This window comes from Yoonia sp. D2-7 (assembly GCF_055809435.1).
The window spans coordinates 2,955,350-2,979,150 of sequence record NZ_CM147912.1 but is presented as its reverse complement, the minus strand read 5'-3'; the positions used below and the strand labels follow the sequence as shown (position 1 = coordinate 2,979,150).

Below are 23,801 nucleotides of genomic sequence, written 5' to 3'. Positions count from 1 at the left end.
GCTTTTAGGCGCAAGCGCGACAGAACGCTAGGCTTTCCGCCAATGGCCAAGTTTTGCGGCCTCTGCCATTTGTTCTTTTTGCGCCGTGACCTGATCGTCGGGGTAATCCGCGCGGTTCATTGCCAAGAACTGCCCCCACAGATGCGGTTCTGCGCCCTTTGCACCAATCCCGACAGGCAGCAACGCATCGCGTACCGTTTCCGGCAGCGGCATTTGATCAACAAGCGCAGCACCCGGACCCAGCGGGTTCTGCAAAGCGTGATCCAGCGGCAGGTATAGAACGTCGAGCGGGGCGATTGCCTCTGCGATGTCCTGTGCGACGGCTTCAAAATCAGCGGCGTCACGGAAGGTGGTCGCAAATTCTTCTCGCGTCATGGTTAGCCGACTGCGGCGCAAGACATGGCGATAAACACTGAACAACCATTCTTCCGCATCGCGTGTCGACAAGAGAACCGTGATTTTTGCCTCAGGAAAACGTTCTTCGAGGTAACCGACAAGATAAGTGATCAATGTAGGGGCTGCGCTGTAATCCATAACGGTCCCATGTCCGGGAATTTCACCACAGAACATTTCACTACTGATCAATAGGTTACGGCCAGTTGGAACCGGCGTAGCGGCGAAGCCCGCGTCAAGTTCGCTGATCATATCTGTCAGATCGAGCGGGTTTTGTGTGGTGGCATATCGGGTGCACAGGCGCGCGACAGACTTGAAGTGACGCGTGAGCCGGATTGTCAGATAGGGGGCCAACGCATCCCGGTTCAGCCACAGAAAATGCTGCATCGAACTGGTGCCAGTGCGATGAAAACCGGGGTGAAGAAGGATTTGCTGCTGATCTGCCATCGGGCTCGCCTGACATGAGGTTTGGCGTAAGTATGGCGGTGATCGGGGGGCAGGGTAAAGCCATTGCAAATGTTTTGCGCTGCCTGTTGCGTCACGACATGGGGGCCAGCCCCCATACCCCCGAGATATTTATGACCAAAAGAAAAGCGGGCCTAATCGTCCGCAAACAGGCCTGCTGGCGGATCTGCGACGATTTTGCCTGATTTCAGGTCGACCGTGGGCACGGCGGCCTGTGTGAAGGGCAGAAATACGGTTTCGGGAGTTGTCGGTGGAGTGATTTCCAGCAGATCGCCCGCGCCATGATCAACCACATTTTTGACCTTGCCGAGCGTCGCGCCGCCGGTATCGACCACCGTCAAACCGATCAGGTCTGCGTAGTAATATTCGTCGTCATCCACTGGCGGCATTGCATCGCGTTCCGCATAAAGCGGCGTGTTGCGCAGCGCGTCTGCTTCTTCTTTTGTCGTGATACCAGAGACTTGGGCGGAAAATCCGTTCTTCAGTTGGCCCGTCAGAACCACCTGCGTAAAGGCACGGCCGTCTTCGGCATAAAGCGGTGTGTAGTCGGCGATAGCGGCTGGGTCTGCGCAAAAGGATTTCAGCCGGACTTCACCTTTGACGCCAAAGGAGCCACCAAGCGAACCTACGATTACACGTGTGTCTGTGGTCATCAGATCAAACTCCTTTGCGAAAGACCGGCAACGCGATCTTTGGAAAAAGAGCGGTCGGGCGGCAATACATGCGCCGCCCGACCAGCGTGAGAGATTTACTCTTCTGCTGCAGCTTCTTCAGCTGGTGCAGCTGCCGCTTCAGCAGCGTCTGCTGCTTTTTGCGCTTTTTCTTCTGCGCGTGCTTGTGCCGCTTTACCTGGTGTACCCTTCTTAGGGTTAGACCGGTCTTTCTTCGGCAGTTCGCCTGCAGCTTCCAGCATACGGGATACACGGTCAGTGACCTGTGCGCCTTCACCCAACCAGTACTTCACGCGCTCCATGTTCATTTTCACGCGCTCTTCGGAATCTTTTGGCAACATTGGGTTATATGTGCCGAGCTTTTCGATGAAACGGCCGTCGCGTGGCATGCGGCTGTCCGCTGCAACGATGGAATAGTGAGGGCGCTTTTTGGAACCGCCGCGGGCGAGACGAATTTTCATAGCCATGGTGTTAGTCCTTTAATTTCAGTCTATTAGGATTGGTGTTGTTTGTGGTGTTGGATGACTTCCTGAATGATGAAATTCAGGAATTTCTTGGCGAATTCCGGGTCGAGATCGGCCCGGTCTGCAAGGTCGGTAAGCCGCGCGATCTGTTTTTGTTCGCGGTCTGGATCGGACGGGGGCAGGGCGTGTTCTGCTTTCAGAACACCCACGGCCTGTGTGTGTTTGAAGCGTTCGCCCAGCGTATAGACGAGGATCGCGTCGAGGCGGTCGATGCTCTCGCGGTGGCCCTTGAGGATGTCGGCGGCTTTGGTTGTCGTATCGGTCATGCGGCCCCCAAAGGTAACATGTGACTTGCGTGCACAATGCGTGCACAACCCGTGCACTGCGATGTCGGATATGTCATCGATGCGCCCCCTCGGGATCGGGGTGACGGTAAACGATGCAATCGCCATAAGACGCAGGCGTCTTGGCTGAAATATCGAGCGTCGCACCCAGTTTTTGCGCCAAGGCGATAGAACGAACATTTTCAGGGGCGATATAGGACACCGCTGTGCGCCAGTTCAGCGCGTCAAACGCATGCGTGATGGCTGCTTTGGCCGCTTCGTATGCGACGCCGGTGCCTTCGACAGCTGGGTCTAGTACGATCCAGCCGATTTCGGTTTCGGGCCAGTCTTCCGGTGTCCAAGGGCCGACAAGGGCGACGGCGTCGTTGTCGCCACGGATTGTCACGGCCCACATGCCATACCCAAAGATTTCCCAATGCCCCAACTCGGCTGCGAATGCACGCCACGTGTCGCCGATGCTTTTCGGGCCATCAAGACCCTTGGACCGATCAGACGTCATGAATGCACGAAACGCACCATAGTCGCCCGGTTCGGGGCGGCGCAGGATCAGCCGTTCTGTTTGCAGGGTCATATTGCTCATGGCTTATTTCTTTTTCCCGAAGCCAGACAAACCGGGGGGGAGGCCCATGCCGCCGCCAAGACCTGGCATGCCTTTGGGCATCTGGCCTTGCAGGGCTTTCGCCGCCGCTTCCATTGCAGCAGGATCGTTCATATCGGGCATGCCGCCGGGCATGTCAGGGCCGCCTTTGCCGAACATGCCTTTCATGGCTTGTTTCAGCATGCCGCCTTTGCCCATCTTGCCCATTTTTTTCATCATATCAGCCATCTGACGATGCTGTTTGATGAGTTTGTTCAGTTCGGACACTTCAAGACCCGCACCCTTTGCGATCCGCTTCTTGCGGGATGCCGCAAGCAACGCAGGGTTTGCGCGTTCTTTCTTCGTCATGGAATTGATCAGGGCGATTTGGCGTTTCAGGATGCTGTCATCCATGCCCGCCTTATCCATCTGTGATTTCATTTTGCCCATGCCGGGCATCATTCCCATCATGCCTTCCATGCCGCCCATCTTCATCATCTGTTCGAGCTGCATCTTCAGGTCGTTCATGTTGAACGCGCCCTTTTGGAAGCGCTTCATCATGCGTTCGGCTTGTTCGGCCTCGATGGTTTCTTGGGCCTTTTCAACCAGAGCGACGATATCGCCCATGCCAAGAATGCGGCCAGCAACACGGTTTGGTTCAAACGTTTCAATCGCGTCGAGCTTTTCACCAAGACCGACAAAACGGATCGGCTTGCCAGTGATCGCACGCATCGAAAGCGCTGCACCACCGCGCCCGTCGCCGTCCATCCGTGTCAGGACAACGCCGCTAACGCCAATTTTGTCGTCGAATTCTTGCGCGACGTTCACCGCGTCTTGACCCGTCAGGCCATCGACCACGAGCAGCGTTTCGCGCGGCTGCGCCACATCACGCACGGCAGCGGCCTGCGCGATCAGTTCTTCGTCGATGTGCAAACGGCCAGCGGTATCAAGCATATAGACGTCGTAGCCACCAAGTGACGCTTGGGTTTTCGCACGTTTCGCAATCGCAACCGGATCTTCGCCTTTGACGATTGGCAGTGTGTCCACACCGATCTGGTTGCCCAAGATCGCCAGCTGTTCCATCGCCGCGGGGCGGTTCGTATCAAGCGACGCCATCAACACGCGCTTGCCTTCGCGTTCTTTCAAACGCTTCGCCAGCTTCGCAGTGGTTGTCGTTTTACCGGACCCTTGCAAACCAACCATCAGGATCGGGGCGGGTGGGTTATCGATCTTCAACGCACCCGGATCACTGTCGCCTGTCAGCACATGTTCGAGTTCGTCATGAACGATCTTAACAACTTGCTGGCCGGGCGTGATGGATTTTGTGACGGCTTGACCGGTTGCTTTGGCTTCAACGGCTTTGACGAAATCACGGGCAACGGGCAGGGAAACGTCGGCTTCCAGCAGGGCCACGCGGACTTCGCGCAGCGCTGTTTTCACGTCGTCTTCGGACAAAGCCCCTTGTTTGGTGAGCTTGTCGAAGACGCCGCCAAGGCGTTCTGATAGGTTCTCAAACATCGGCACTAAGCCCTTCGTCGTTGGTTGCGTCACCTTTCCATATAGGAACGAAACGCTGAATGCAGTAGCGCCCCCACGGGCGTAACACGCTGGTGGGGGGCGATCCCTTTTACAAAAGGGACCGGAAGTCTGTTGCTTCCGGAGTTGGGTCGCGAATTAGACGGCAGAGGCGGCTGAGTCAAGTCATGGCGTGAAACTGCTGATCGCCCATTGGCTGTCTCTTGCGCATGTGAACGTAAACCGCCAATAATAGCCAGAACTGTTTGTATTTGCACAGGTCATACCATGGACAATTGGGACGAAATCAGGACTGCGTATCAAGTAGCCCGTAACGGTACCGTCAGCGGTGCTGCAGACGTTTTGGGTGTGCATCATGCGACGGTGATCCGGCATATCGACGCCTTGGAGCAGCGGCTGGGTGTGAAGTTGTTTCAGCGCCACGCGCGTGGCTATGCACCGACAGAGGCGGGTACAGATTTGTTGCAAGTTGCAAAAGCGACGGATGATCAGTTTTCCCAACTTGTTAGCCGGATCAAGGGGCTGGGGGAAAGCGTCAGTGGCGAACTTGTGGTGACATCACTGCTTAGCTTTTCGCAAATGCTGGCACCTATGCTTGCCCAATTTCAGACGGAACACCCTGATATCCGTATCCGCTTTTTGACTGGTGAACGTTTGTTCCGGCTCGAATACGGCGAAGCCCATGTGGCGATCAGGGCAGGTGCCATGGCGCCTGATCAACCCGATAACGTTGTGCAGCCATTGATGGAAACGACTGTCCAGCTTGTCGCGTCTGAAGCGTATATCGCGCGTTTTGGGATGCCGGATGGGGTCGAGGATTTTCAGAACCACAGGTTTGTGGGGTATGATAATGTGGATCACCGCGCTCCATTCGCCCGTTGGCTTGCTGAAATTGTACCGAAGGAAAACTTTGTCTACCGCGCAACCGACGAACGCGCGCTGCAAGACAGTATTCTGGCGGGGGCGGGCATCGGATTTGTCGTAAACTCAGCGGTCAGCCGATATCCGACATTGATCCCCGTTATCGCCCCGATTCCGGAGTGGAACATCAAAATGTGGCTGGTCACGCACGTCGACCTACACCGCACTACAAAGGTCCAAACCTTTTTGTCCTTCGTCAAAGGGTACATGAAAAATTGCGACCTCTAGCCCTAAGTGGCCCGGCGTTGGCCGGTCACCTTGCGATGTTGCTGTTTTCGGTGCTGGTCGCGGGATCGTTTGCGCTGGGTGTTTTGGTCGCTAATGAAATTTCGCCGATGGCGCTGAACGCTGTTCGCTTTTGGATAGCGGCCGGTATCGTTGGCGGCATTGCATTCGGCACTGGTGCTATCAAAAGCGGCGACTTTCGTGCGCCGTGGCGATACCTGATCCTTGCCGTTGTCTTTACGTTCTACTTTGTCTTGATGTTTGAAGGCCTGAAAACGGCGCCGTCCGTCAGCGCCGCTGCGGTCTTCACCCTGACACCTATCCTGTCCGCGATCTTTGGCTACGTCATGTTGCGCCAAATCACGACGTCCCGCATGGCGCTTGCGCTTGGGATCGGCGCATTAGGTGCGATCTGGGTGATATTCAGGGCCGATATATCCGCAATCCTTGGTTTTGATGTTGGTCGCGGCGAGATGATTTATTTCTGGGGCTGTGTATCGCATGCGGCCTACACGCCGCTGGTTCGTAAGCTGAACCGCGGAGAAACAGCGCTTTCATTCACCTTTGGGACCTTGGTCGCGGGCGCTTTGATCCTGACGGTGCTTGGATTGCCAGAGATCATCAGGACCGACTGGGCGGATCTGCGGCCCTTGGTTTGGGTGACTATATTATACGTCTCAGTCTTTGCATCTGCGACGACGTTCACGTTGCTGCAATTCGCATCGCTCCGCCTGCCAAGCGCAAAGGTTATGGCGTACACCTACCTGACCCCAAGTTGGGTGATGGTCTGGGATGTGGCGTTGGGTAACCCGCTGCCGCCTGCGATGGTTCTTTTAGGGATCGGTCTGACGATTGTGGCGCTACTGTTGTTGTTGCGGGAATAGCTGGTGGCTTTGCAGTTGGGGCTTGGGCATTTTTGGCGCGGTGTGACTGTGTTGTTTAGTCGCGGTGATGATGACTTCCTGCACCGTATGATCGTTTATCCCGAAGGTGAGAATGTCCATGATCTGATCGGCACGTCGCCCGACCGTTTTATGATACTCAACGATACCTATGTTGCGGATACCTACGCCACGGCGTTTGAGATGTGGGATTTTCGCCGGAGCGTTTTTGATCAGTACCTGCTGCCCCGAGGGCTAATGTGGGGCAAACTGATCACATCGCCCAGTGCCGCCTTTTCTGCAGTCGTTGGGGTAAAGTGGGGGCGGGCCTCCTATCTCCTCATTGGTGAATTTGGGCGACCTGCGACCCTGATCAAATTTCCTTGGCCCAAATCATTCGAGATGAACGTCCATATCAGCGTGACAGATATTGCGGATGATGGCGGTGTTTTCGTTTTTCAAAGGGGCGGAGCAGGGGGACCAGACGCGTTGTACCGGTTTCAAAACCGCGTCCCCGTTGGGCAATTTGTGAAGATTATGTCGCCGGATGAATTTCCCTTTCTCGCAAAGCCGCCGTATTTTACGCCGTCGGCGCTGTCCCGTCGCGATGCGCAACTGTCCGGTTTGCTGCCAGAGGGTGCTATTCCTTCATCATCTGATTCAAGCCAGATGAAACATAGCCTGCCAAGGCCGATGAACCGCGTTCGCCACCCCGTTCGTCTGATCGACGGCGGTTTTGATTCACGGGGTTAGCCCCGCCGCAGCTCTGTTTCCAAGAACCGTTCAAACGCGTCCAGATCAAGCCCGCCCATCTGCCCGAACCCCTGCATCCATGTGGACGCCTCGCGCAGGTTATCCGGTTCCAGCTTGCACCATTTCACGCGACCACGCTTTTCTTGGCTAATCAGACCTGCAGCAGTCAGCACGCCCAAGTGTTTCGAAATTGCGGCGAGCGACATCTCGAACGGCTCCGCCACGTCGGTCACGGCCATATCATCTTCAAGCAACATCGACAGGATCGTACGCCGCGTTGGATCGGCCAGGGCTGCAAAGATAATGTCGAGCGGTTGTGTCATGCCGATACGCTTATCCTGATAATTCGGGGCATTCTAGAGAAGATCAACCAAATGGTTGAATGTCTGATTGGCCGGAATTGGGGTAGTTTCGGCATGGTGTGCCATACGGAATGCATTCTAGTGTATTGTTATTAATGCATTATATTGCCGATCACATCCTGTTGACTCTGTTTGGCCCTGCGCCTAGACCATGCGCAACATCTGAGGGGGCAATTCCTTGTCCAATGAACCTGATCACGCGGAACGACTGAAAGCCCTAGAGGCCAAAATCGATGCGCTGAAAGCAGGTCCAGAAATCAAGGACCATTCAGAGGAACATTATTCCCAAGCCCAGATGGCATGGCGGATGGTGATCGAATTAGTAGCCGGTCTTGGGATCGGTTTCGGCATCGGATACGGGCTGGATAGCCTGTTCGGGACAACCCCGATCTTTCTGGTGATATTTATATTCTTAGGCTTCGCGGCGGGTGTGAACACCATGATGCGGTCAGCCAAAGAGATGCAGAACAAGCAGCTGAATGCTGCGAATGAAGAGGATGATCAACGTGGCGACTGATGCACATTCCGAAGAAGGTCTTGTCTTTCACCCCCTCGATCAGTTTATCGTCAAGCCGCTGTTTGGCGACGGCGAAGTAGGCCTGTTCACAATCACAAACGCAACGCTTTGGATGGCCATCGCCGTTCTCGCGATCATCGCAGTTTTCGTGATGGGGTCCAAGGGCCGCGCGATTGTCCCGACACGGGTACAGTCGATTGCAGAGCTGATGTATTCCTTCGTTTACAAAATGGTTGAAGATGTCACCGGCAAAGACGGCATCAAGTACTTCCCATATATCATGACATTGTTTGTGTTCATCTTGTTCGCAAACTACTTGGCCCTGCTGCCGATGTCCTTCTCTACAACATCCCACATCGCTGTGACCGCGATCCTTGGTTTCGGCGTCTTTATCGCCGTGACTGTACTGGGTTTTGTCCTTAACGGCGCATCCTTCTTGGGCATGTTCTGGATGAAAGACGCGCCAGCAGTGTTGCGTCCGATCATCGCGATCATCGAAGTTATCTCGTACTTCGTGCGTCCGGTAAGCCACTCTATCCGTCTTGCGGGTAACGTGATGGCTGGCCACGCAGTTATCAAAGTATTCGCAGGCTTTGCCGCTATCGGCATCATCAGCCCCGTATCCATCGCAGGCATCGCCGCCATCTACGGACTGGAAGTCCTCGTGGCCGGTATCCAAGCCTACGTATTCACCATTCTGACCTGTGTGTATCTGAAAGACGCGCTTAGCCCGCATCACTAAGATCACCACACTTGTCCGACCACTAACGACACAAATTCAAAATTCCATCGTAAGGAGAAATATCATGGAAGGCGAACTCGCACACATCGGCGCTGGCCTGGCTGCAATCGGTTCCGGCGCTGCCGCTATCGGTGTTGGTAACGTTGCTGGCAACTACCTCGCAGGCGCTCTGCGTAACCCATCCGCAGCTGCATCGCAGACTGCTACACTGTTCATCGGTCTCGCATTCGCAGAAGCACTTGGTATCTTTGCATTCCTCGTGTCCTTGCTGCTGATGTTTGCTGTCTAAGACAACCGATCTATCCTTACGGCTGGCTGGCGTGATACGTCGCGCCAGCCGGTAACTTAACAGGACTTCGGGGGCCAAAATGGCAACAGAAACAGTTGAACACGCAGTTGGCGCATGTGTTGGCCCGTCGGGCAGCGCCATTGGGATGCCACAGCTTTGTGCTGATTGGATCCCGAACCAGATTTTCTGGCTGTTGGTCACACTTGTTGTGATCTTCTTTGTACTGTCACGCATTGCATTGCCGCGGATCGCATCCGTGCTCGCAGAGCGGTCAGGTACAATTACGAATGACATTGCTGCCGCTGAAGAATTGAAGCTGAAAGCCCAAGAGGCCGAAGCTGCATATAACCAAGCGCTGGCAGACGCCCGTTCTGAAGCTGCAAAGATTGTAGCCGAAGCGAAGGCAGAAATTCAGTCTGAACTGGACGCGGAATTGGCAAAAGCCGATACGCAGATTTCAGCCAAGACTGCTGAAAGCGAAGCTGCGATTGCGGAAATTCGCGCTGGTGCTGTCAAAAGCGTCACCGCGGTTGCCAAAGATACAGCTGGCGAAATCGTTGCTGCATTGGGTGGTAAGGCTGATGCCAAAACCGTCACTGCTGCGGTCACTGCACGGATGAAAGGGTAAGCTATGAAACTACTTATGACTGCTCTTTTGGCTGTGATGGCGTCCCCTGCATTTGCTGCGAGCGGCCCGTTTGTATCGCTGAAGAACACTGACTTTGTTGTTCTGATCGCGTTCCTCGTGTTTGTTGGCATCTTGGTTTACTTCAAGGTTCCAGGCAAAGTCGGCGAAATGCTGGACGCCCGTGCGACTGGCATCAAGTCCGAGCTCGACGAAGCCCGCGCACTGCGCGACGAAGCTAAGGCGTTGTTGGCATCTTACGAGCGAAAGCAGAAAGAAGTCCAAGAGCAGGCCGACCGTATCGTCGCATCTGCAAAGGACGAAGCTGCGAAAGCCGCGGCAACTGCAAAAGACGACATCGTGGCATCCGTTGCCCGTCGTCTGGCAAGCGCCGAAGAGCAAATCGAAGCGGCGCAAGCTGCGGCTGTGAAAGACATCCGCAACCAGGCTGTGACTGTTGCCGTTGGTGCCGCGCAAGACATCATCGCCAAGCAAGCTGATGCGAAAAGCACAGCGGCCCTGATCGACGACGCAATTGCACAGGTCGGTGCAAAGCTGCACTAAGCTGAGCCGCTTTTGAGATTTAAAGACCCGGTTGCTGAGAGGCAGCCGGGTTTTTTGCGGGTTGCCCTGAGAGGAGGACTGAGCCCTGTTTGCCTGATGCTGCACGATGTTTGATTGGCAGCTTTCGGTGTGGGGGACTGAGTTGTACAACTTCAAGAATATCCTAATTGGACGACCAGAAAGGCAATTCAATGAAATGGTTGGAAAATTTCCTGAGGGAATATCCGCTACTGACGGTAGTCGGCGTAGTAATAAGCTACATTTCAGCGTTGCCAGTACTTGGCGCAGTCCGCCAGTTCTTTCCAGAGAACGGTGTCCAAGTATCAATGGGCATACTTTGGTTGTACTTTTTCTGGATCATACCAAGCGCCTACTCCATCTTTAAGGTTCTCTTAAGGAGAGACTGAAAAAGGAGCTATTTGCTTTTGGGATGCCGAAAATTCGGGAGGTCAGATGCCAGCGATCTCAATCGTAATAAGATGAGAAGTCCAAAGGAAGTTACCCAGACAAGTCCCACGGTCACAATGGTTATCTGCGATATCGGACCATCTCCACGAATTGCCAAGACAATGATTAGTAAGATAAATGAAACCGCCGAACATTTGGCAACATTGTTCTTTAGAGAGCTGTTTTTATGTAGTTCCGTCATACGTTGGATTTACCGCCCCGCCTCATGCTCAAATCGTTTCTTCGCGAACGCTTCGTTTCGATCCGCCTTTTGTTGGTCCTTCAGCGCCCCTTCGACGTAATCGAGGTGTGCTGCCACGGCTGTTCTTGCCCCGTCCCGATCTCGGGCTTGTAGGGCCACGTTGATCGCCCGATGTTGTCCCAGCAGGTGATCGCGTGTCATGCGCTGTTTGAACATCACGGACCGGTTGTAGAACACGCCTTCGCGCAGCAATTCATACATCGACCGCATCATGTGGAGCATGACGATATTATGGCTCGCCTCGATGATCGCGAGGTGGAAATCAGCGTCCAGCTGCGCTTCATCGGATGGATTTCGCTTTTGGTGCGCCACTTCCATCTTTTTGAAGATACTGTCGATCACGGCCAGATCGGTGTCGGACCCGAGGTGGGCGGCACGTTCGGCGGCAAGCCCTTCCATATCGCGCCGGAAACTAATGTAGTCGAACACCGCCTCGTCATGTGTCGCGAAGAGCGTCACAAGGGCAGGGGCAAAGGCGGACCCGAGCACGTCGGCGACAAAGACCCCTGCGCCCGCTTTGGACACCAGCAGCCCTTGTTCCTGCAGTTCTGCAAATGCTTCGCGCAAGGACGGTCGGGACACGTTCATGCGTTCGGATAATTCACGCTCTGACGGCAATCGTTCGCCCGGGCGTAAGATACCGCGCAGGATCAGACCTTCGACTTGGCGCACAACGCCCTTGGATAGTTTTTCCTGCTGAATAGGTTCAAACGGCATTATGTCCCCCGATATTGGTCAAATTATATGACCAGCGCCGAATGATCACAAACAAAAAAGGGCCATCCGTCTGGATGGCCCTTATTCTGCGATGGTTAGCAGATGTGCTTAGTTTGGTGTGATCACGATTTCAACGCGGCGGTTCTGCGCGCGACCGTTGGCATTCAGGTTTGATGCAACTGGTGCATCCTCACCGCGCCCCACGGACCGCAGACGTGTTGGGGAAACGCCCGCATTGATCAGGACCGATGACACCGCCTGCGCGCGACGCTGGGACAGATCAAAGTTGTAGGACGCGTCACCGACGTTGTCGGTGTGACCGATTACGTTGATTGTGGAAGACGGGTTGTTGTTCAAGGACCGCGCCACAGCGAACAGGTCATTCTGCGCCGTGCCGGATACTGACGCGCTGTCTGTTGCGAACAGGATGTTGTTCGGCAGGGTCACGGTCAGGTTGTTGCCGTTGTTCACGATACCCACGTTGTTGCCGAGCGATTGGCGCAGTTCTTCTTCCTGACGGTCCAGAACAGAGCCGATACCGCCGCCTGCCGTGCCGCCGAGCAATGCGCCAACAACAGCGCGCTGGCCGCGTTCGCTGCGGTTATCAGCAGTGGCCGCACCCAAGATTGCACCACCGATCGCGCCGATCGCTGCACCGTTACGGGTTTGGATGTTGTCGTTTGGCCCGCCTGTGCCGGAACATGCTGTGACAGCGATCAGGGAAGTGGCCGCGAAAATCATTGGGAGTTTTGTAAAGGTCATGTGTTCAGTCCAGTTAAAAGCGCACCGCAGTGCTATTGCTGCACAATCTATGCCGGAACCCTGCGCGTTATCCAATAACGAAGCGTATGATAGCGGATGTCCGCCTGTTTTCTAAGGCGCTGTTGCAGCATCGCGTCGGGCGGTTTCCCACGCCAACATCGCACGTTTGCGGTTTAAGCCCCAATGGTAGCCGCCCAATTCACCTGATTTCCGCAAAGCGCGATGGCAGGGAATCAACCAAGACACCGGATTGCGTCCGACGGCGGTGCCTACGGCGCGAACGGCCTTTGGTGATCCGATGGCCGTCGCGATTTCGGAATAGGTGGTGACTGTGCCGGTGGGAACTTGCAGCAACGCTTCCCAGACTTTGATTTGGAAAGGTGCCCCGATCAGGTGCAGCGGCGTGGCGTTGTCGCTCAGCGCGAAGGCGGTTTGCACCCATGGGGCTAGATGTGCCGGATTTTCGATGAAGGTTGCATTGGGCCAGCGCGACTGCAGGTCTTGCACGGCTGCCGCATCGCCCATGGTTTCGGCAAAGGCCGCGCCACAGATGCCCTTGTTCGTGCCCATGACCAAGGTGGGGCCAAAGGGGCTGTCGAACCAGCCCGAATAGATCGTCAGACCTGTGCCGCCTTTGGCGAAATCGCCGGGGCTCATGGCTTCCCACGTCAGGAACATATCGTGCAGGCGGCCAGAGCCGGATAGGCCGACAGCGTCAGCGGTGGCCAAGGTTGTGAAACGATCCCGCAGAAGCGTCTTTGCATGACCAAGCGCTAGATATTGCTGGTAACGTTTGGGCGACACGCCAACCCATTGGGAAAACAGGCGTTGGAAATGGGCAGGCGACATGTCCATTTGGCTCGCGAGCGCGTCTAATGAAAGCGGCGCATCAGCCGTATCAATCACGTCGATTGCGCGGGCCATGACGCCGTAATGATAAGAGTTCTGTGTCATGTGCGGACCGTAGCGGTTTTCACCGCCCCAATGCGACCCGATTGTTGCGGTTTGTGCGGCGGGGCGGCATACGGATTGTATGGCAAAGCAACTTGATTACAAAACCATCCGCGAGATTTTCACGCGTTTTCACGAAGCAGAGGCTGAACCGAAAGGCGAGCTGGAACATGTGAATGTGTATACGCTTGTCGTTGCCGTCGCATTGTCGGCCCAAGCGACCGATGCTGGCGTGAATAAAGCGACGCGCAAACTGTTCGCGATCGCGGATACGCCACAAAAGATGCTCGATCTCGGGCTAGAAGGCGTCACAGAACATATCAAGACGATTGGGCTTTACCGGAACAAGGCCAAGAACGTCATCAAGATGAGCCAGATGTTGGTGGATGAATTTGACGGAGAGGTGCCAAATTCGCGTGCGGCGCTTCAATCGCTGCCCGGTGTGGGGCGCAAAACCGCCAACGTCGTTCTCAACATGTGGTGGGGACAACCTGCACAGGCGGTGGACACCCATATTTTCCGCGTCGGCAACCGGTCTGGTATTGCTCCGGGCAAAGATGTGGATGCCGTTGAACGCGCTATCGAAGACCATATTCCGGCTGATTTCCAACTGCATGCGCACCACTGGCTTATTTTGCACGGGCGCTATACATGCGTCGCGAGAAAACCAAAATGCGCGGCATGTCTGATCCGCGATCTATGTATGTTTGAGGATAAAAACCTATGAGTTCTTACGATGTGATCGGGATCGGCAATGCGATTGTTGACGTCATTGCTCCGGCTGAGGATACCTTTCTGGATCACATGGGCATTGAGAAAGGCATCATGCAGCTGATCGAAAAGGATCGTGCTGAGGTGCTGTATGCCGCGATGTCAGAACGCACCCAAACGCCTGGTGGATCGGTCGCGAACACGATTGCGGGTATCGGGGCGTTAGGCCTGTCGACTGCATTCATTGGTAAAGTGAAAGATGATGCGCTTGGCCAGTTCTATGCCAAAGGTATGGCAGATGCAGGTACGGCGTTTCCGAACGATCCGGTCGCGGGTGCAGATGCGCCAACGTCGCGGTCGATGATTTTTGTCTCTCCGGATGGGGAACGGTCGATGAATACCTATCTGGGCGCGGGCGCAGATATTGGCAGCGCAGACGTGGATGCAGCCGTGTTTGACGGCGGTAAAATCCTTTTCCTTGAGGGCTACCTGTTCGACAAAGACGAAGGTAAAACAGCTTTCGCTGAAGCGGCAGCACAGATGAAAGCTGCGGGCGGGCGTACAGGGATTACTTTGTCTGATCCTTTCTGCGCGGATCGTCACCGCGATGACTTTAAACGTCTGATCACTGAAAGCATGGATTTTGCAATTGGCAACGACGCGGAATGGTTGACGCTTTACGAGACTGAAGACCTTGATGCCGCTCTCGATCAAGCGGCCGCCGTGTGTGACATCGTAGTTTGTACGCGGTCCGGTGATCCGGTTGTCGTGCGCGAAGGTGCTAAGTGTTTCGAGATTCCCGTTACCCCCGTCACGCCGGTTGATGCGACGGGCGCGGGCGATCAATTCGCTGCTGGTTTCCTGTTTGGTTTGGCGTCAGGACGTCCGTTGGATATCTGTGGCGCGATGGGCGTTCTCGCCGCAAGCGAAGTGATTGGTCACGTGGGGCCGCGCCCGAAGGCGAACATCGGTGCTATGCTGAAACAAGCCGGGCTGCTTTGAGCCACATCTGATCAAGCGCGTCGATGGCTACGGGATCAAAGCGGCTTTCTTCTTTCCAATATTTGCCGGATGCCACGACGTAGCCAAGGCGGTCTTCCTCTGCGAGGGCCGCCGCTGCGGTTGTTTTGCTGTGCGGCACTGGCAGGCTTGCGGCGGCTAATTCAGGGGTCGTACGTGGAAACGTTAGACGGCTAGGTTCAGATGACAGGTTCACCATCGCGCAGCCCGATTGCGCCGCGAGGACCTGCATGCGGGCTGATTTCGCTTCGAGACTGCGTAGGCTGATGTCGCCCCGCAAGGGATCAGCAGTGCCGATTCCATAGAAATGCGTTGTGGCGGCGTCATACGTCATGTCGCAGCCCATCATTGCGATGACAGACGGCTTAAGGGCCCCGAGTGCCCAGTAGGCCGCCGTAAATGCCATCGTCCCACCTGCATAGACAAAACCACCAAAGGTGTTTTGGACCGGAACGTAATCAGTGGAGGTCACGATACGCTGGCCGTCATGCATGTCCACTGGGCGTCGTTCGGGTGGAAAATCGTCGGGGTGGATCAGTAGATCCCAATCGGGCCGGACCGCCCATGCATTGTTGATCGTAAGGATCAGGTCGAAATGCTGCTTGGGCCAGTCGCGGGCTGTCACAACGTTTGGCCCGCTGCCGAGAATAAGAACTGTGTTCATGAATTGCCCCTTTGTCTTTGCCAACTTAGGCCACGTGAACACACAGTCCAGCGCACGCGGATGGCAAAGGGGCCTCCGGCGGGGATATAGAGAACGTCAAAGAAGCGCGGACGCCGTGCGAAATTCAGCTGGTGTGTATCGACGGAACGTCGAGGGCCTTAATCGCCGAGTTTGGCGTGTACTTCGTGCAGGTCGATTTCGCCGATGGGCATTTTGTTGGACGGATCGTGGAAATCGTATTTGAAGAGTTCGAAGTCTTTTTTGTAGATTTCATAGACCAGATGCATCGAGAGGTCGTCGAAGTAGTCTTCAACAGGATGCGCCCGCTTCGGTCCGTGTCCTTCGCTTTCGTTGAAGCGTGGGATCGCGTTGATGTCGACCGGGGTCGGGGTGTCGATGTGATCCAGAACTTCTTGCATGCCGTCGTTGAACTTTTCGGTCCAGATGATTTTGTCGTAGCGACCGCCATTCACGATGAAGGTGGACACGTGACCGGACATTGCCGACCAGTGAATGTCAGGTTCCATCGGGCGACGCCAACGGATGGTGTCGCGCGCAAACAATAGAAAGCGGCGGAACGACTGGATTTGGTCGAACTGGAAACCGTCGTCGGGGCTGCCGACTTCGATCCCGTATTTCTGGACGAGAAGGGGGACAAGGTTGCCACGATAGTATTTGCCGTTCCGCTGAATGCCGCAGATTTTGTCAAAGAATGACGACAGGATGCGGGTGTAAGGATTGCGCACACAGGTGAAGGCGTAGCTTTTGTGCGCCTGCACGTTGTCGGTAATCGGCTGATGGCTGTGATCTAGCGCCCATTTGTGCATGCCGTCTTTGGCATCATGGATATCGCCGTCAAAGAATTTGCCCTGATCGGAGTAATACATGATCTGGCCAATAGTCGAACAGGCGCATTTGGGTACAACCCGATACACAACGCTTTCGCTTTCGGTCATCCAGACGCCAGGAAATCCCATAAATTACTACTCCACATTGCGGCGAAAATGCCGCGACTTCGTCAACTGCTTAATCTGTGCATGCTAAAAAGCAAAGAAGGTCTGTAATTTCAATGTCCATTGCATGTATGTCTTGGCAACAAACACTTTACTGTGGCGATATAAGATCACCAAATGGCAAAAATTGCGTTCATATTGTTATGTCACAAAGACCCGGATGCCATAATTCGGCAAGCGACGCAGTTGACTGCGGCGGGTGATTGCCTTGCCATCCACTTTGATGCGCGTGCTCCACAGGCCGCATATGACAAGATGCGGGACGCATTGGCGTCAAATCCGTCGGTGACCTTTGCCAAAAAACGCATCAAATGTGGCTGGGGGGAATGGTCGCTGGTGCAGGCGACATTGAACGCGGTGGAAGCAGCCGTTGATGCATTCCCGCATGCGTCCCATTTTTACATGGTGTCGGGCGATTGCATGCCAGTGAAATCGGCGGACCATCTGCATGACTTTCTGGATCACGACGATGTCGATTACGTCGAAAGCTTTGACTACTTTGAAAGCGACTGGATCAAGACGGGTTTCCGCGAAGAACGCCTGATCTATCGCCATTGGTTCAACGAACGGACCCAGAAATGGCTGTTCTACACAAGTTTTAATCTGCAACGCCGTTTTAACATCACCCGCGACGTCCCTGCCGACATTCAGATGATGATCGGCAGCCAGTGGTGGTGCCTGCGTAGGCGGACAATCGAAGCGTTGCTCGATTTTGTGGCCAAACGGCGCGATGTGATGCGGTTCTTCAAAACAACGTGGATCCCGGACGAGACATTTTTCCAAACGCTTGTGCGCCATCTGGTGCCCGGGACGCAGATCAAGTCGCGCACGCTGACGTTCTTGATGTTTACCGATTACGGGATGCCGGTGACGTTTTATAACGACCACTACGATCTTTTGTTGGGGCAGGACGCGCTTTTCGCGCGTAAGATCAGCCCAGAGGCATATGAGCTGAAAGAACGGTTAGGCGAATTGTTCGTGTCGGGCCGAACGGATTTCGACATTTCTGATGAAGGACGTAACCTTTATGGATTTCTAACGGGGCGTGGTCGTGTGGGGCGCCGTTTTGGTATGCGGTTCTGGGAACGCGAGGCGACGTTGGGGCGTGATCATGAACTGATGATCATCGCTTGTAAAAAATGGCATGTCGCCAAACGCTTGGTCGCTGCGATTAAGGAAAAAACTGACATTCCAGCGATGGAGTTTCTGTTCAACGAAGACGGCAGCGACATGCCTGATCTCGGTGGGCTGGAGAATTCGGTCGAAAAACGGGCGCGTCACAGGCGTGCATTGATCCGGATGTTGTTTGATCATCACGGGAAGAACCGGATGGTCATCTGTCTTGATCCTGGAAACTTTGACCTGATCGAGGATTTCGTCAGCGATAAAGCCAAGGTGCGCCTGTTAGAGATCAATTGCGAATTTAGCGATGCCTATCTGGAAGGTCATGCAAAACGGGTGCGATTGGCGACAGAACATAGCCCTGCCGATACGATTGCCCGCCTGATTCCCACGATCCGCAACGATGTTAATTTCGAAAGTGAAAGACTGCGCGATGCAGACTTTGCGCATTTCGACCGCTTGCGGGAAACGGCTGATCTTGCAGAACAGACTGACGTGTTATCGCGGTTCTTGAATGTGGATGCCGAAACGGCGCGGGCCTTGGCTGAAACCCCTTACTTATTTGTAGATTAGAGGTGTCCGATGGACTTTAACTATGACGACCAGAACATCTTTGCGAAGATTTTGCGTGGCGAGATCCCAAATAACACCGTCTACGAGAACGATCATGCGCTGGCGTTCAACGATCTATATCCACAGGCTCCGGTGCATGTGCTCGTGATCCCTAAAGGGCCGTATATGAGCCTTGATCATTTTGCCCGCGATGCGTCGGCGGAAGAACAGGTCGGGTTCATGGCAGCCGTGTCCGAAGTTTGTCAGATCACCGGTGTCGATGCTGGTTTCCGTGCGATTGCGAATTCGCGTGATGACGGCGTACAAGAGGTGCCGCATTTCCACATGCACATCATCGGCGGTAAGCCCTTGGGGCGGATGTTACCAAAATGAGTGCTTCCGCACATTTTTGATTTGAGCAGGGGGCACGGTGACGTGCCCCTTTTGCGTTTGTGCGCGGTGATAGGCTGCTTCTGGACCAATGAACGGGGTCTAACGGCTTGATGTCAGCGCAAGGAACACGTCTTCGAGGTCGGATTGTTCTGTGCTGATATCGGCAATCTGGATACCTGCGGTGCGTAGAATGTCGAGAATTTGGTCGGCACTGGTTTGAGCCGTGTGGTAGCTGAACGCCAACGTTCCGTCGGACCGCGTTTGCCCGGTGATTGTGTCTGGTAGGGCAGGCAGGGACGCGTCGGTTGCCGGACGCACGACGAGCGTTTTGCTATCAAGCCGTCCGAGCAGGTTTTCCGTCGTGTCCCGCACAATCATGTCGCCGTGATTAATAATCGCGATTTCATCACACATTTCCTGCGCTTCTTCGAGATAATGCGTGGTCAGAATGATCGTCGTGCCTTGTTCGTTCAGCTTGCGCACGTTGGCCCAAAGCATGTTGCGTAGTTCAATATCGACGCCCGCGGTTGGTTCATCCAGCACAAGGATATGTGGTGTATGCACGAGGGCCTTTCCCATCAACAGCCTGCGCCGCATTCCGCCAGACAGGGACCGCGCATAGGCGTCTGCCTTGTCCGTCAGGCCAATGAAATCAAGGATTTCATCGGTTTTGCGTTTCGATTTTGGTACCCCGTAAAGACCCGCTTGCACATCAAGTGACCCCCGCGGCGTGAAGAACGCATCAAGATGCGGTTCCTGCGGCATGATCCCGATAGATGCACGGGACTGGCGCGGGTTCGTATCTTGGTCGAAGCCCCAGATTTTCACGGTTCCGGTGGTTTTGGTCACCAGCCCCGCAAGAATATTGATCAGCGTTGATTTGCCTGCACCATTCGGGCCCAACAGCCCGAAAACCGACCCGCGCGGAATGTTCAGATCAATGCCTTTAAGCGCGTCTTTGGCCTCGGTTTTGCCCGTGGCGGCATAGGTTTTCGTCAGCCCTGCAATTTCGATGGCGTTCTGGGTCATGTCCGTCTTCCAATGTGTTTGTGGGCTCTGGCCATAGGCGTAGTGCTGGGCTATCAAGACGACCAGATAGTCGCAACCCACCAGCAATCAAGCAGGCCTTTGACATGACCACACCCGCCCCCGAGACCCGTATTGTATCTGAATGGCGCGTGTCATGTGATGGTGGCGATGGCGCGTTGGGTCACCCACGTGTTTGGTTGTCCATTCCGCATGATACCGGCTTTGTCGAATGCGGGTATTGCGATGCGAAAATCATCCACGAAGATTTCAAAGATACTGTAAAGTGAAGCGGTTAGCCCGGCTTTTTGCTGGGCTGCTGACTGCGATCGGACTGTATCTGTTCGCGGCAGTTGTCGGGGCATTGATACCCGGACCAACGGCCAATGTCGCGCAAGGTACGCAGACATCGGTCGTGCTGGCCGCTGGCCCGATCCATTACGATCTGTTGATTCCCGCTGATCCAGACACGCGTCAGGCATTTGGTTTCCTGACTGACTTTGGCGTGCCTGTGGAGGGTGCTGATTGGATCGTTGTTGGGTGGGGAAGTCGCGCGTTTTACACGGCGACGGGGACCTATCAGGATTTGGCGATTGGACCTGTGCTTCAGGCCGTGACTGGTGACAGTGCAGTGATGCGATTTGATGCGGCTTTTGGTGATTTGTCAGGGCTGGGGCCCACCATTCCGTTGAGCCATGAACAAATGGCGCTATTGCGTGGCCAGATTTTGCAAGACTTGGACCGCGATGATCTGGGCGGGCCCATCCCTGTGACGTCTGACGGTTTTACGGCGACGGACGTATTTCTAGAAGCACAGGGGCATTTTTCGATCCTGCGGACCTGCAATGTCTGGATTGGACAGGTTTTGCGCGGTGCGGGCGTTAAGATGGGAATCTGGACCCCAACACCTTACGCCGTGACGCTGTCACGTTGGTGGTTCGGTTAAGCCGCAAACGCGCTGGCCCATCGGCCCGTAACATGGCAAAACCGATCCAAAGCACATCGGGAGATTTCACATGAGCCAGCAGTTCGGCAAAGGCTGTCATTTGCATCTGATTGACGGATCGGCGTTCATCTTCCGCGCCTATCACGCGCTGCCGCCGCTGACGCGCAAATCGGACGGGTTGCCGATAGGGGCGGTATCCGGCTTTGTGAACATGCTGCAGCGGTACATCGAAGGCAATTCAGGCCCTGACGCCGCGACCCATGTTGCTGTGATCTTCGATAAAGGCAGCCATACGTTCCGGAATGAGATGTACGATCAGTACAAAGCGAACCGCGATGCGATGCCCGAAGATTTGCGCCCGCAGATGCCGCTGACCCGCGACGCGACGCGTGCGTTCAACATTGCGTGTGAAGAAATCGAAGGGTTCGAGGCCGATGATATCATTGCGACCCTGTCCCATCAGGCGCGTGATGCCGGCGGGCGCGTGACAATCGTGTCGTCTGATAAGGACTTGATGCAGCTTGTTGGCGGTGGCGTGGAAATGCTCGACCCGATGAAAAACAAACGGATCGACGATGAAGGCGTGCACGAGAAATTCGGTGTTGGTCCGAACCGTGTGGTCGATGTGCAAGCACTTGCTGGTGATAGCGTCGATAACGTGCCGGGGGCGCCGGGGATTGGGATTAAGACCGCCGCCTTGCTGATCAACGAATACGGCGATCTGGAAAGCCTGCTCGACCGTGCCGAGGAAATCAAACAACCCAAACGCCGCCAGACGTTGATTGATCATCGGGCGCAGATCGAACTGTCGAAACGGCTTGTCCAACTGGATTGCGAAATGGACCTGCCGTTTGATCTGGATTCGCTCGAGATCAAGGACCCAGATGCGGATACGCTGATGGGCTTTCTGCAGGAAATGGAATTCAGGACCGTTCTGAAACGGATCGCCGACAAAATGGGCGTCGAAGCGCCCGTCGTCGCTGACGCAGCGCCGGTCGAGGTCGCAGCACCCGAAGCCGTGCCGTTTGATGCGACCAAATACGAATGTGTGTCCGATCTGGCCGCGTTGCAGGTCTGGATCGACCGCATCTACGCGCGCGGCTATGTGGCAATTGATACGGAAACCACGTCTCTGAACGAAATGCGGGCACAGTTGGTGGGCATATCGCTGTGCGTCGAAGCAGGGCAGGCGTGTTACATCCCGTTGACGCATAAGGGCGGCAAGGCGGACGATTTGTTCGGCAACGATGACCTCACCGAAGGGCAAATGGGGTTCGAAGAATGCCTAAAGGCCCTGACCCCGATGTTGACCGATCCGTCGATTGTGAAAATCGGTCAGAACATGAAATATGACAACAAGATTTTCGCGAACCTCGGGATTATGGTCGCCCCGATCGACGACACGATGCTGATGTCCTACGCGATGCATGGCGGGATGCATAATCACGGCATGGATTTGCTGTCAGAGAAATACCTTGGGCACACGCCGATCCCGATTAAGCCTTTGCTTGGTAGCGGAAAATCCGCGATCACCTTTGACCGCGTGCCTGTCGCCGATGCGGTGCCTTATGCGGCTGAGGACGCGGATGTGACGCTGCGCCTGTGGCAGATGTTCAAGCCGAAACTGCATACGGTTGGTGTGACGACGGTGTACGAGACGTTGGAGCGTCCACTGGTTCCTGTGCTCGCGCAGATGGAACGGCATGGTGTGAAGGTGGATCAAGATACGCTTAGTCGGATGTCCAATGGCTTCGCGCAGAAGATGGCTGGGCTTGAGGACGAAATCCAAGAAAAGGCTGGTCGCAGTTTCAATGTCGGCTCGCCGAAGCAATTGGGCGAAGTCCTGTTTGACGAGCTGAAGTTGGAAATGCCTGGGGGCAAAGCGCCCAAGAAAGGCAAGACGGGGGCTTATTCAACGGGTGTGGAAGTGCTCGAAGACCTTGCGACCGAGCATGATGTGCCGCGCCTGATTTTGGATTGGCGTCAGCTGTCGAAACTGAAATCGACCTACACCGACGCGTTGCAGGATCATATCAATGCGGACACGGGCCGGGTGCATACGTCCTACTCTATCGCCGGTGCAAATACGGGTCGTCTGGCGTCCACTGATCCGAACCTTCAGAACATTCCTATCCGGTCTGAAGAAGGGCGGCGCATTCGCGAAGCATTTGTCGCGGATGAGGGTAAGGTTTTGGTGGCTCTCGATTATTCTCAGATCGAATTGCGTATTCTTGCGCATATCGCTGAGATTGACGCGCTGAAACAGGCATTCAAAGACGGACAAGACATCCACGCGATGACAGCGTCCGAAATGTTTGACGTGCCGATGGATGAAATGACACCGGACATCCGGCGTCAGGCGAAAGCGATCAACTTTGGTGTGATTTACGGGATTTCAGGTTTCGGGCTCGCGCGTAACCTGCGTATCCCGCGCGGCGAAGCGCAGGGGTTCATCGACCGCTATTTCGAACGGTTCCCGGGCATTCGGACTTACATGGATGACACCGTGCAGTTCGCGAAAGATCACCAGTATGTGCAAACCCTGTTTGGTCGCAAAATCCACACACCGGAGATCAACGCAAAAGGCCCGGGCGCGGGCTTTGCCAAGCGGGGCGCGATCAACGCACCGATCCAGGGGACTGCGGCTGATGTGATCCGCCGTGCGATGGTGCGCATGCCTAATGCGATCAAGGACATGCCTGCGAAAATGCTGCTGCAAGTCCACGATGAATTGATCTTCGAGGTCGATGAAAATGCGGCGGACGATCTGATCGGCGTGGCGCGCGATATCATGGAAAATGCCAGCGATCCTGCGGTCAAACTTGACGTCAAACTTGCCGTTGACGCAGGCAAAGGGGCTAATTGGGCAGAGGCGCACTAGCGCCA

General features: G+C 55.1%; 28 protein-coding genes. 15 read left to right on the top strand and 13 right to left on the bottom strand.

What is annotated here, in order from left to right; translation table 11 throughout:
* Window positions 1–27 precede the first annotated feature (27 nt).
* From AC0L7R_RS14680 to ffh, 6 genes are all read right to left on the bottom strand, one after another.
* On the bottom strand, window positions 28–840 hold the full coding sequence (locus tag AC0L7R_RS14680; RefSeq protein WP_473657607.1) for a sulfotransferase family protein: 813 nt from the start codon (window positions 838–840) through the stop codon (window positions 28–30).
* A gap of 152 nt (window positions 841–992) precedes the next feature.
* Complete coding sequence (rimM, locus tag AC0L7R_RS14675; protein ID WP_473657606.1) at window positions 993–1,511, bottom strand: ribosome maturation factor RimM; 519 nt, start codon at window positions 1,509–1,511, stop codon at window positions 993–995.
* 95 nt (window positions 1,512–1,606) lie between these two features.
* On the bottom strand, window positions 1,607–1,996 hold the full coding sequence (rpsP, locus tag AC0L7R_RS14670) for a 30S ribosomal protein S16 (RefSeq protein ID WP_348108377.1): 390 nt from the start codon (window positions 1,994–1,996) through the stop codon (window positions 1,607–1,609).
* Between the two features lie 26 nt (window positions 1,997–2,022).
* A complete protein-coding gene (locus AC0L7R_RS14665; protein ID WP_247127299.1) occupies window positions 2,023–2,319 on the bottom strand; it encodes a chorismate mutase in 297 nt (98 codons plus the stop codon).
* Between the two features lie 73 nt (window positions 2,320–2,392).
* Window positions 2,393–2,917: a GNAT family N-acetyltransferase gene (locus tag AC0L7R_RS14660; RefSeq protein WP_247127298.1), complete on the bottom strand. Its 525-nt coding sequence runs from the start codon at window positions 2,915–2,917 to the stop codon at window positions 2,393–2,395.
* Window positions 2,918–2,920: 3 nt separating this feature from the next.
* Complete coding sequence (gene ffh / locus AC0L7R_RS14655) at window positions 2,921–4,432, bottom strand: signal recognition particle protein (RefSeq protein ID WP_247127297.1); 1,512 nt, start codon at window positions 4,430–4,432, stop codon at window positions 2,921–2,923.
* A gap of 285 nt (window positions 4,433–4,717) precedes the next feature.
* On the opposite strand from ffh, the gene AC0L7R_RS14650 reads away from it, so the two are divergent.
* From AC0L7R_RS14650 to AC0L7R_RS14640, 3 genes are read left to right on the top strand one after another with little or no spacing between them, the layout of a single operon-like run.
* Window positions 4,718–5,599, top strand: a complete 882-nt coding sequence (locus tag AC0L7R_RS14650; RefSeq protein WP_473657604.1) for a LysR substrate-binding domain-containing protein — start codon at window positions 4,718–4,720, stop codon at window positions 5,597–5,599.
* 17 nt (window positions 5,600–5,616) lie between these two features.
* Window positions 5,617–6,480, top strand: a complete 864-nt coding sequence (locus AC0L7R_RS14645) for an EamA family transporter (protein ID WP_473657602.1) — start codon at window positions 5,617–5,619, stop codon at window positions 6,478–6,480.
* 3 nt (window positions 6,481–6,483) lie between these two features.
* Window positions 6,484–7,230 (top strand): hypothetical protein, encoded by a 747-nt coding sequence (locus tag AC0L7R_RS14640; RefSeq protein WP_473657600.1) that lies wholly within the window; start codon window positions 6,484–6,486, stop codon window positions 7,228–7,230.
* Here the strand turns inward: AC0L7R_RS14640 and AC0L7R_RS14635 are convergent.
* The gene (locus AC0L7R_RS14635; protein ID WP_473657599.1) at window positions 7,227–7,553 is read right to left on the bottom strand and encodes a metalloregulator ArsR/SmtB family transcription factor; all 327 of its coding nucleotides are present in this window, start codon (window positions 7,551–7,553) and stop codon (window positions 7,227–7,229) included. The two genes, AC0L7R_RS14640 and AC0L7R_RS14635, sit on opposite strands and share 4 nt — an antisense overlap.
* Before the next feature lie 217 nt (window positions 7,554–7,770).
* Here AC0L7R_RS14635 and AC0L7R_RS14630 point away from each other — a divergent pair, with 217 nt between their 5' ends.
* From AC0L7R_RS14630 to AC0L7R_RS14610, 5 genes are all read left to right on the top strand, one after another.
* Window positions 7,771–8,109 (top strand): AtpZ/AtpI family protein, encoded by a 339-nt coding sequence (locus AC0L7R_RS14630; protein WP_247127294.1) that lies wholly within the window; start codon window positions 7,771–7,773, stop codon window positions 8,107–8,109.
* Window positions 8,090–8,851: a F0F1 ATP synthase subunit A gene (locus tag AC0L7R_RS14625; protein WP_247127732.1), complete on the top strand. Its 762-nt coding sequence runs from the start codon at window positions 8,090–8,092 to the stop codon at window positions 8,849–8,851. Before AC0L7R_RS14630 ends, AC0L7R_RS14625 begins: the two co-directional genes overlap by 20 nt.
* Window positions 8,852–8,915: 64 nt before the next feature.
* Entirely contained in the window at window positions 8,916–9,140 is a 225-nt protein-coding gene (locus tag AC0L7R_RS14620; RefSeq protein ID WP_247127293.1) for a F0F1 ATP synthase subunit C, read from the top strand.
* A gap of 79 nt (window positions 9,141–9,219) precedes the next feature.
* Entirely contained in the window at window positions 9,220–9,768 is a 549-nt protein-coding gene (locus AC0L7R_RS14615; protein WP_348108372.1) for a F0F1 ATP synthase subunit B', read from the top strand.
* A 3-nt stretch (window positions 9,769–9,771) separates the two neighbouring features.
* On the top strand, window positions 9,772–10,329 hold the full coding sequence (locus AC0L7R_RS14610) for a F0F1 ATP synthase subunit B (RefSeq protein WP_247127291.1): 558 nt from the start codon (window positions 9,772–9,774) through the stop codon (window positions 10,327–10,329).
* 658 nt (window positions 10,330–10,987) lie between these two features.
* Here AC0L7R_RS14610 and AC0L7R_RS14605 read toward each other — a convergent pair.
* From AC0L7R_RS14605 to AC0L7R_RS14595, 3 genes are all read right to left on the bottom strand, one after another.
* Window positions 10,988–11,755: a FadR/GntR family transcriptional regulator gene (locus tag AC0L7R_RS14605; RefSeq protein WP_247127285.1), complete on the bottom strand. Its 768-nt coding sequence runs from the start codon at window positions 11,753–11,755 to the stop codon at window positions 10,988–10,990.
* Window positions 11,756–11,863: 108 nt separating this feature from the next.
* Window positions 11,864–12,517: a YiaD family glycine zipper/OmpA-like lipoprotein gene (locus AC0L7R_RS14600; protein WP_247127284.1), complete on the bottom strand. Its 654-nt coding sequence runs from the start codon at window positions 12,515–12,517 to the stop codon at window positions 11,864–11,866.
* Window positions 12,518–12,628: 111 nt separating this feature from the next.
* A complete protein-coding gene (locus tag AC0L7R_RS14595) occupies window positions 12,629–13,471 on the bottom strand; it encodes a methylated-DNA--[protein]-cysteine S-methyltransferase (RefSeq protein ID WP_473657596.1) in 843 nt (280 codons plus the stop codon).
* 79 nt (window positions 13,472–13,550) lie between these two features.
* Between AC0L7R_RS14595 and nth the strand changes: the two genes are divergently transcribed.
* Together nth and AC0L7R_RS14585 are read left to right on the top strand one after the other, a co-directional pair.
* Window positions 13,551–14,195 carry an endonuclease III gene (gene nth, locus AC0L7R_RS14590; protein ID WP_247127283.1) on the top strand — a complete coding sequence of 215 codons (645 nt, stop codon included), beginning with the start codon at window positions 13,551–13,553 and terminating at the stop codon, window positions 14,193–14,195.
* On the top strand, window positions 14,192–15,181 hold the full coding sequence (locus AC0L7R_RS14585) for a PfkB family carbohydrate kinase (protein ID WP_473657594.1): 990 nt from the start codon (window positions 14,192–14,194) through the stop codon (window positions 15,179–15,181). Before nth ends, AC0L7R_RS14585 begins: the two co-directional genes overlap by 4 nt.
* Here the strand turns inward: AC0L7R_RS14585 and AC0L7R_RS14580 are convergent.
* Together AC0L7R_RS14580 and AC0L7R_RS14575 are read right to left on the bottom strand one after the other, a co-directional pair.
* Entirely contained in the window at window positions 15,153–15,863 is a 711-nt protein-coding gene (locus AC0L7R_RS14580; protein WP_473657593.1) for a hypothetical protein, read from the bottom strand. The genes AC0L7R_RS14585 and AC0L7R_RS14580 overlap by 29 nt on opposite strands.
* A gap of 158 nt (window positions 15,864–16,021) precedes the next feature.
* A complete protein-coding gene (locus AC0L7R_RS14575; RefSeq protein ID WP_247127280.1) occupies window positions 16,022–16,840 on the bottom strand; it encodes a sulfotransferase family protein in 819 nt (272 codons plus the stop codon).
* 153 nt (window positions 16,841–16,993) lie between these two features.
* Between AC0L7R_RS14575 and AC0L7R_RS14570 the strand changes: the two genes are divergently transcribed.
* The gene (locus tag AC0L7R_RS14570; RefSeq protein WP_473657592.1) at window positions 16,994–18,571 is read left to right on the top strand and encodes a DUF5928 domain-containing protein; all 1,578 of its coding nucleotides are present in this window, start codon (window positions 16,994–16,996) and stop codon (window positions 18,569–18,571) included.
* A 9-nt stretch (window positions 18,572–18,580) separates the two neighbouring features.
* On the top strand, window positions 18,581–18,943 hold the full coding sequence (locus AC0L7R_RS14565; RefSeq protein ID WP_247127278.1) for an HIT domain-containing protein: 363 nt from the start codon (window positions 18,581–18,583) through the stop codon (window positions 18,941–18,943).
* Window positions 18,944–19,042: 99 nt separating this feature from the next.
* On the opposite strand, the gene AC0L7R_RS14560 is transcribed toward AC0L7R_RS14565, so the two are convergent.
* The gene (locus AC0L7R_RS14560) at window positions 19,043–19,972 is read right to left on the bottom strand and encodes an ATP-binding cassette domain-containing protein (RefSeq protein ID WP_473657591.1); all 930 of its coding nucleotides are present in this window, start codon (window positions 19,970–19,972) and stop codon (window positions 19,043–19,045) included.
* 104 nt (window positions 19,973–20,076) lie between these two features.
* On the opposite strand from AC0L7R_RS14560, the gene AC0L7R_RS14555 reads away from it, so the two are divergent.
* The 3 genes from AC0L7R_RS14555 (at window position 20,077) to polA (ending at window position 23,796) form a co-directional block, all read left to right on the top strand.
* Window positions 20,077–20,259 carry a zinc-finger domain-containing protein gene (locus AC0L7R_RS14555; RefSeq protein WP_247127276.1) on the top strand — a complete coding sequence of 61 codons (183 nt, stop codon included), beginning with the start codon at window positions 20,077–20,079 and terminating at the stop codon, window positions 20,257–20,259.
* The gene (locus tag AC0L7R_RS14550) at window positions 20,256–20,915 is read left to right on the top strand and encodes a DUF2459 domain-containing protein (protein ID WP_473657589.1); all 660 of its coding nucleotides are present in this window, start codon (window positions 20,256–20,258) and stop codon (window positions 20,913–20,915) included. The genes AC0L7R_RS14555 and AC0L7R_RS14550 overlap by 4 nt, the downstream gene beginning before the upstream one ends.
* A gap of 70 nt (window positions 20,916–20,985) precedes the next feature.
* Window positions 20,986–23,796, top strand: coding sequence for a DNA polymerase I (polA, locus tag AC0L7R_RS14545; protein WP_473657588.1), 2,811 nt, complete (start codon window positions 20,986–20,988; stop codon window positions 23,794–23,796).
* The last annotated feature ends 5 nt before the right edge of the window (window positions 23,797–23,801 follow it).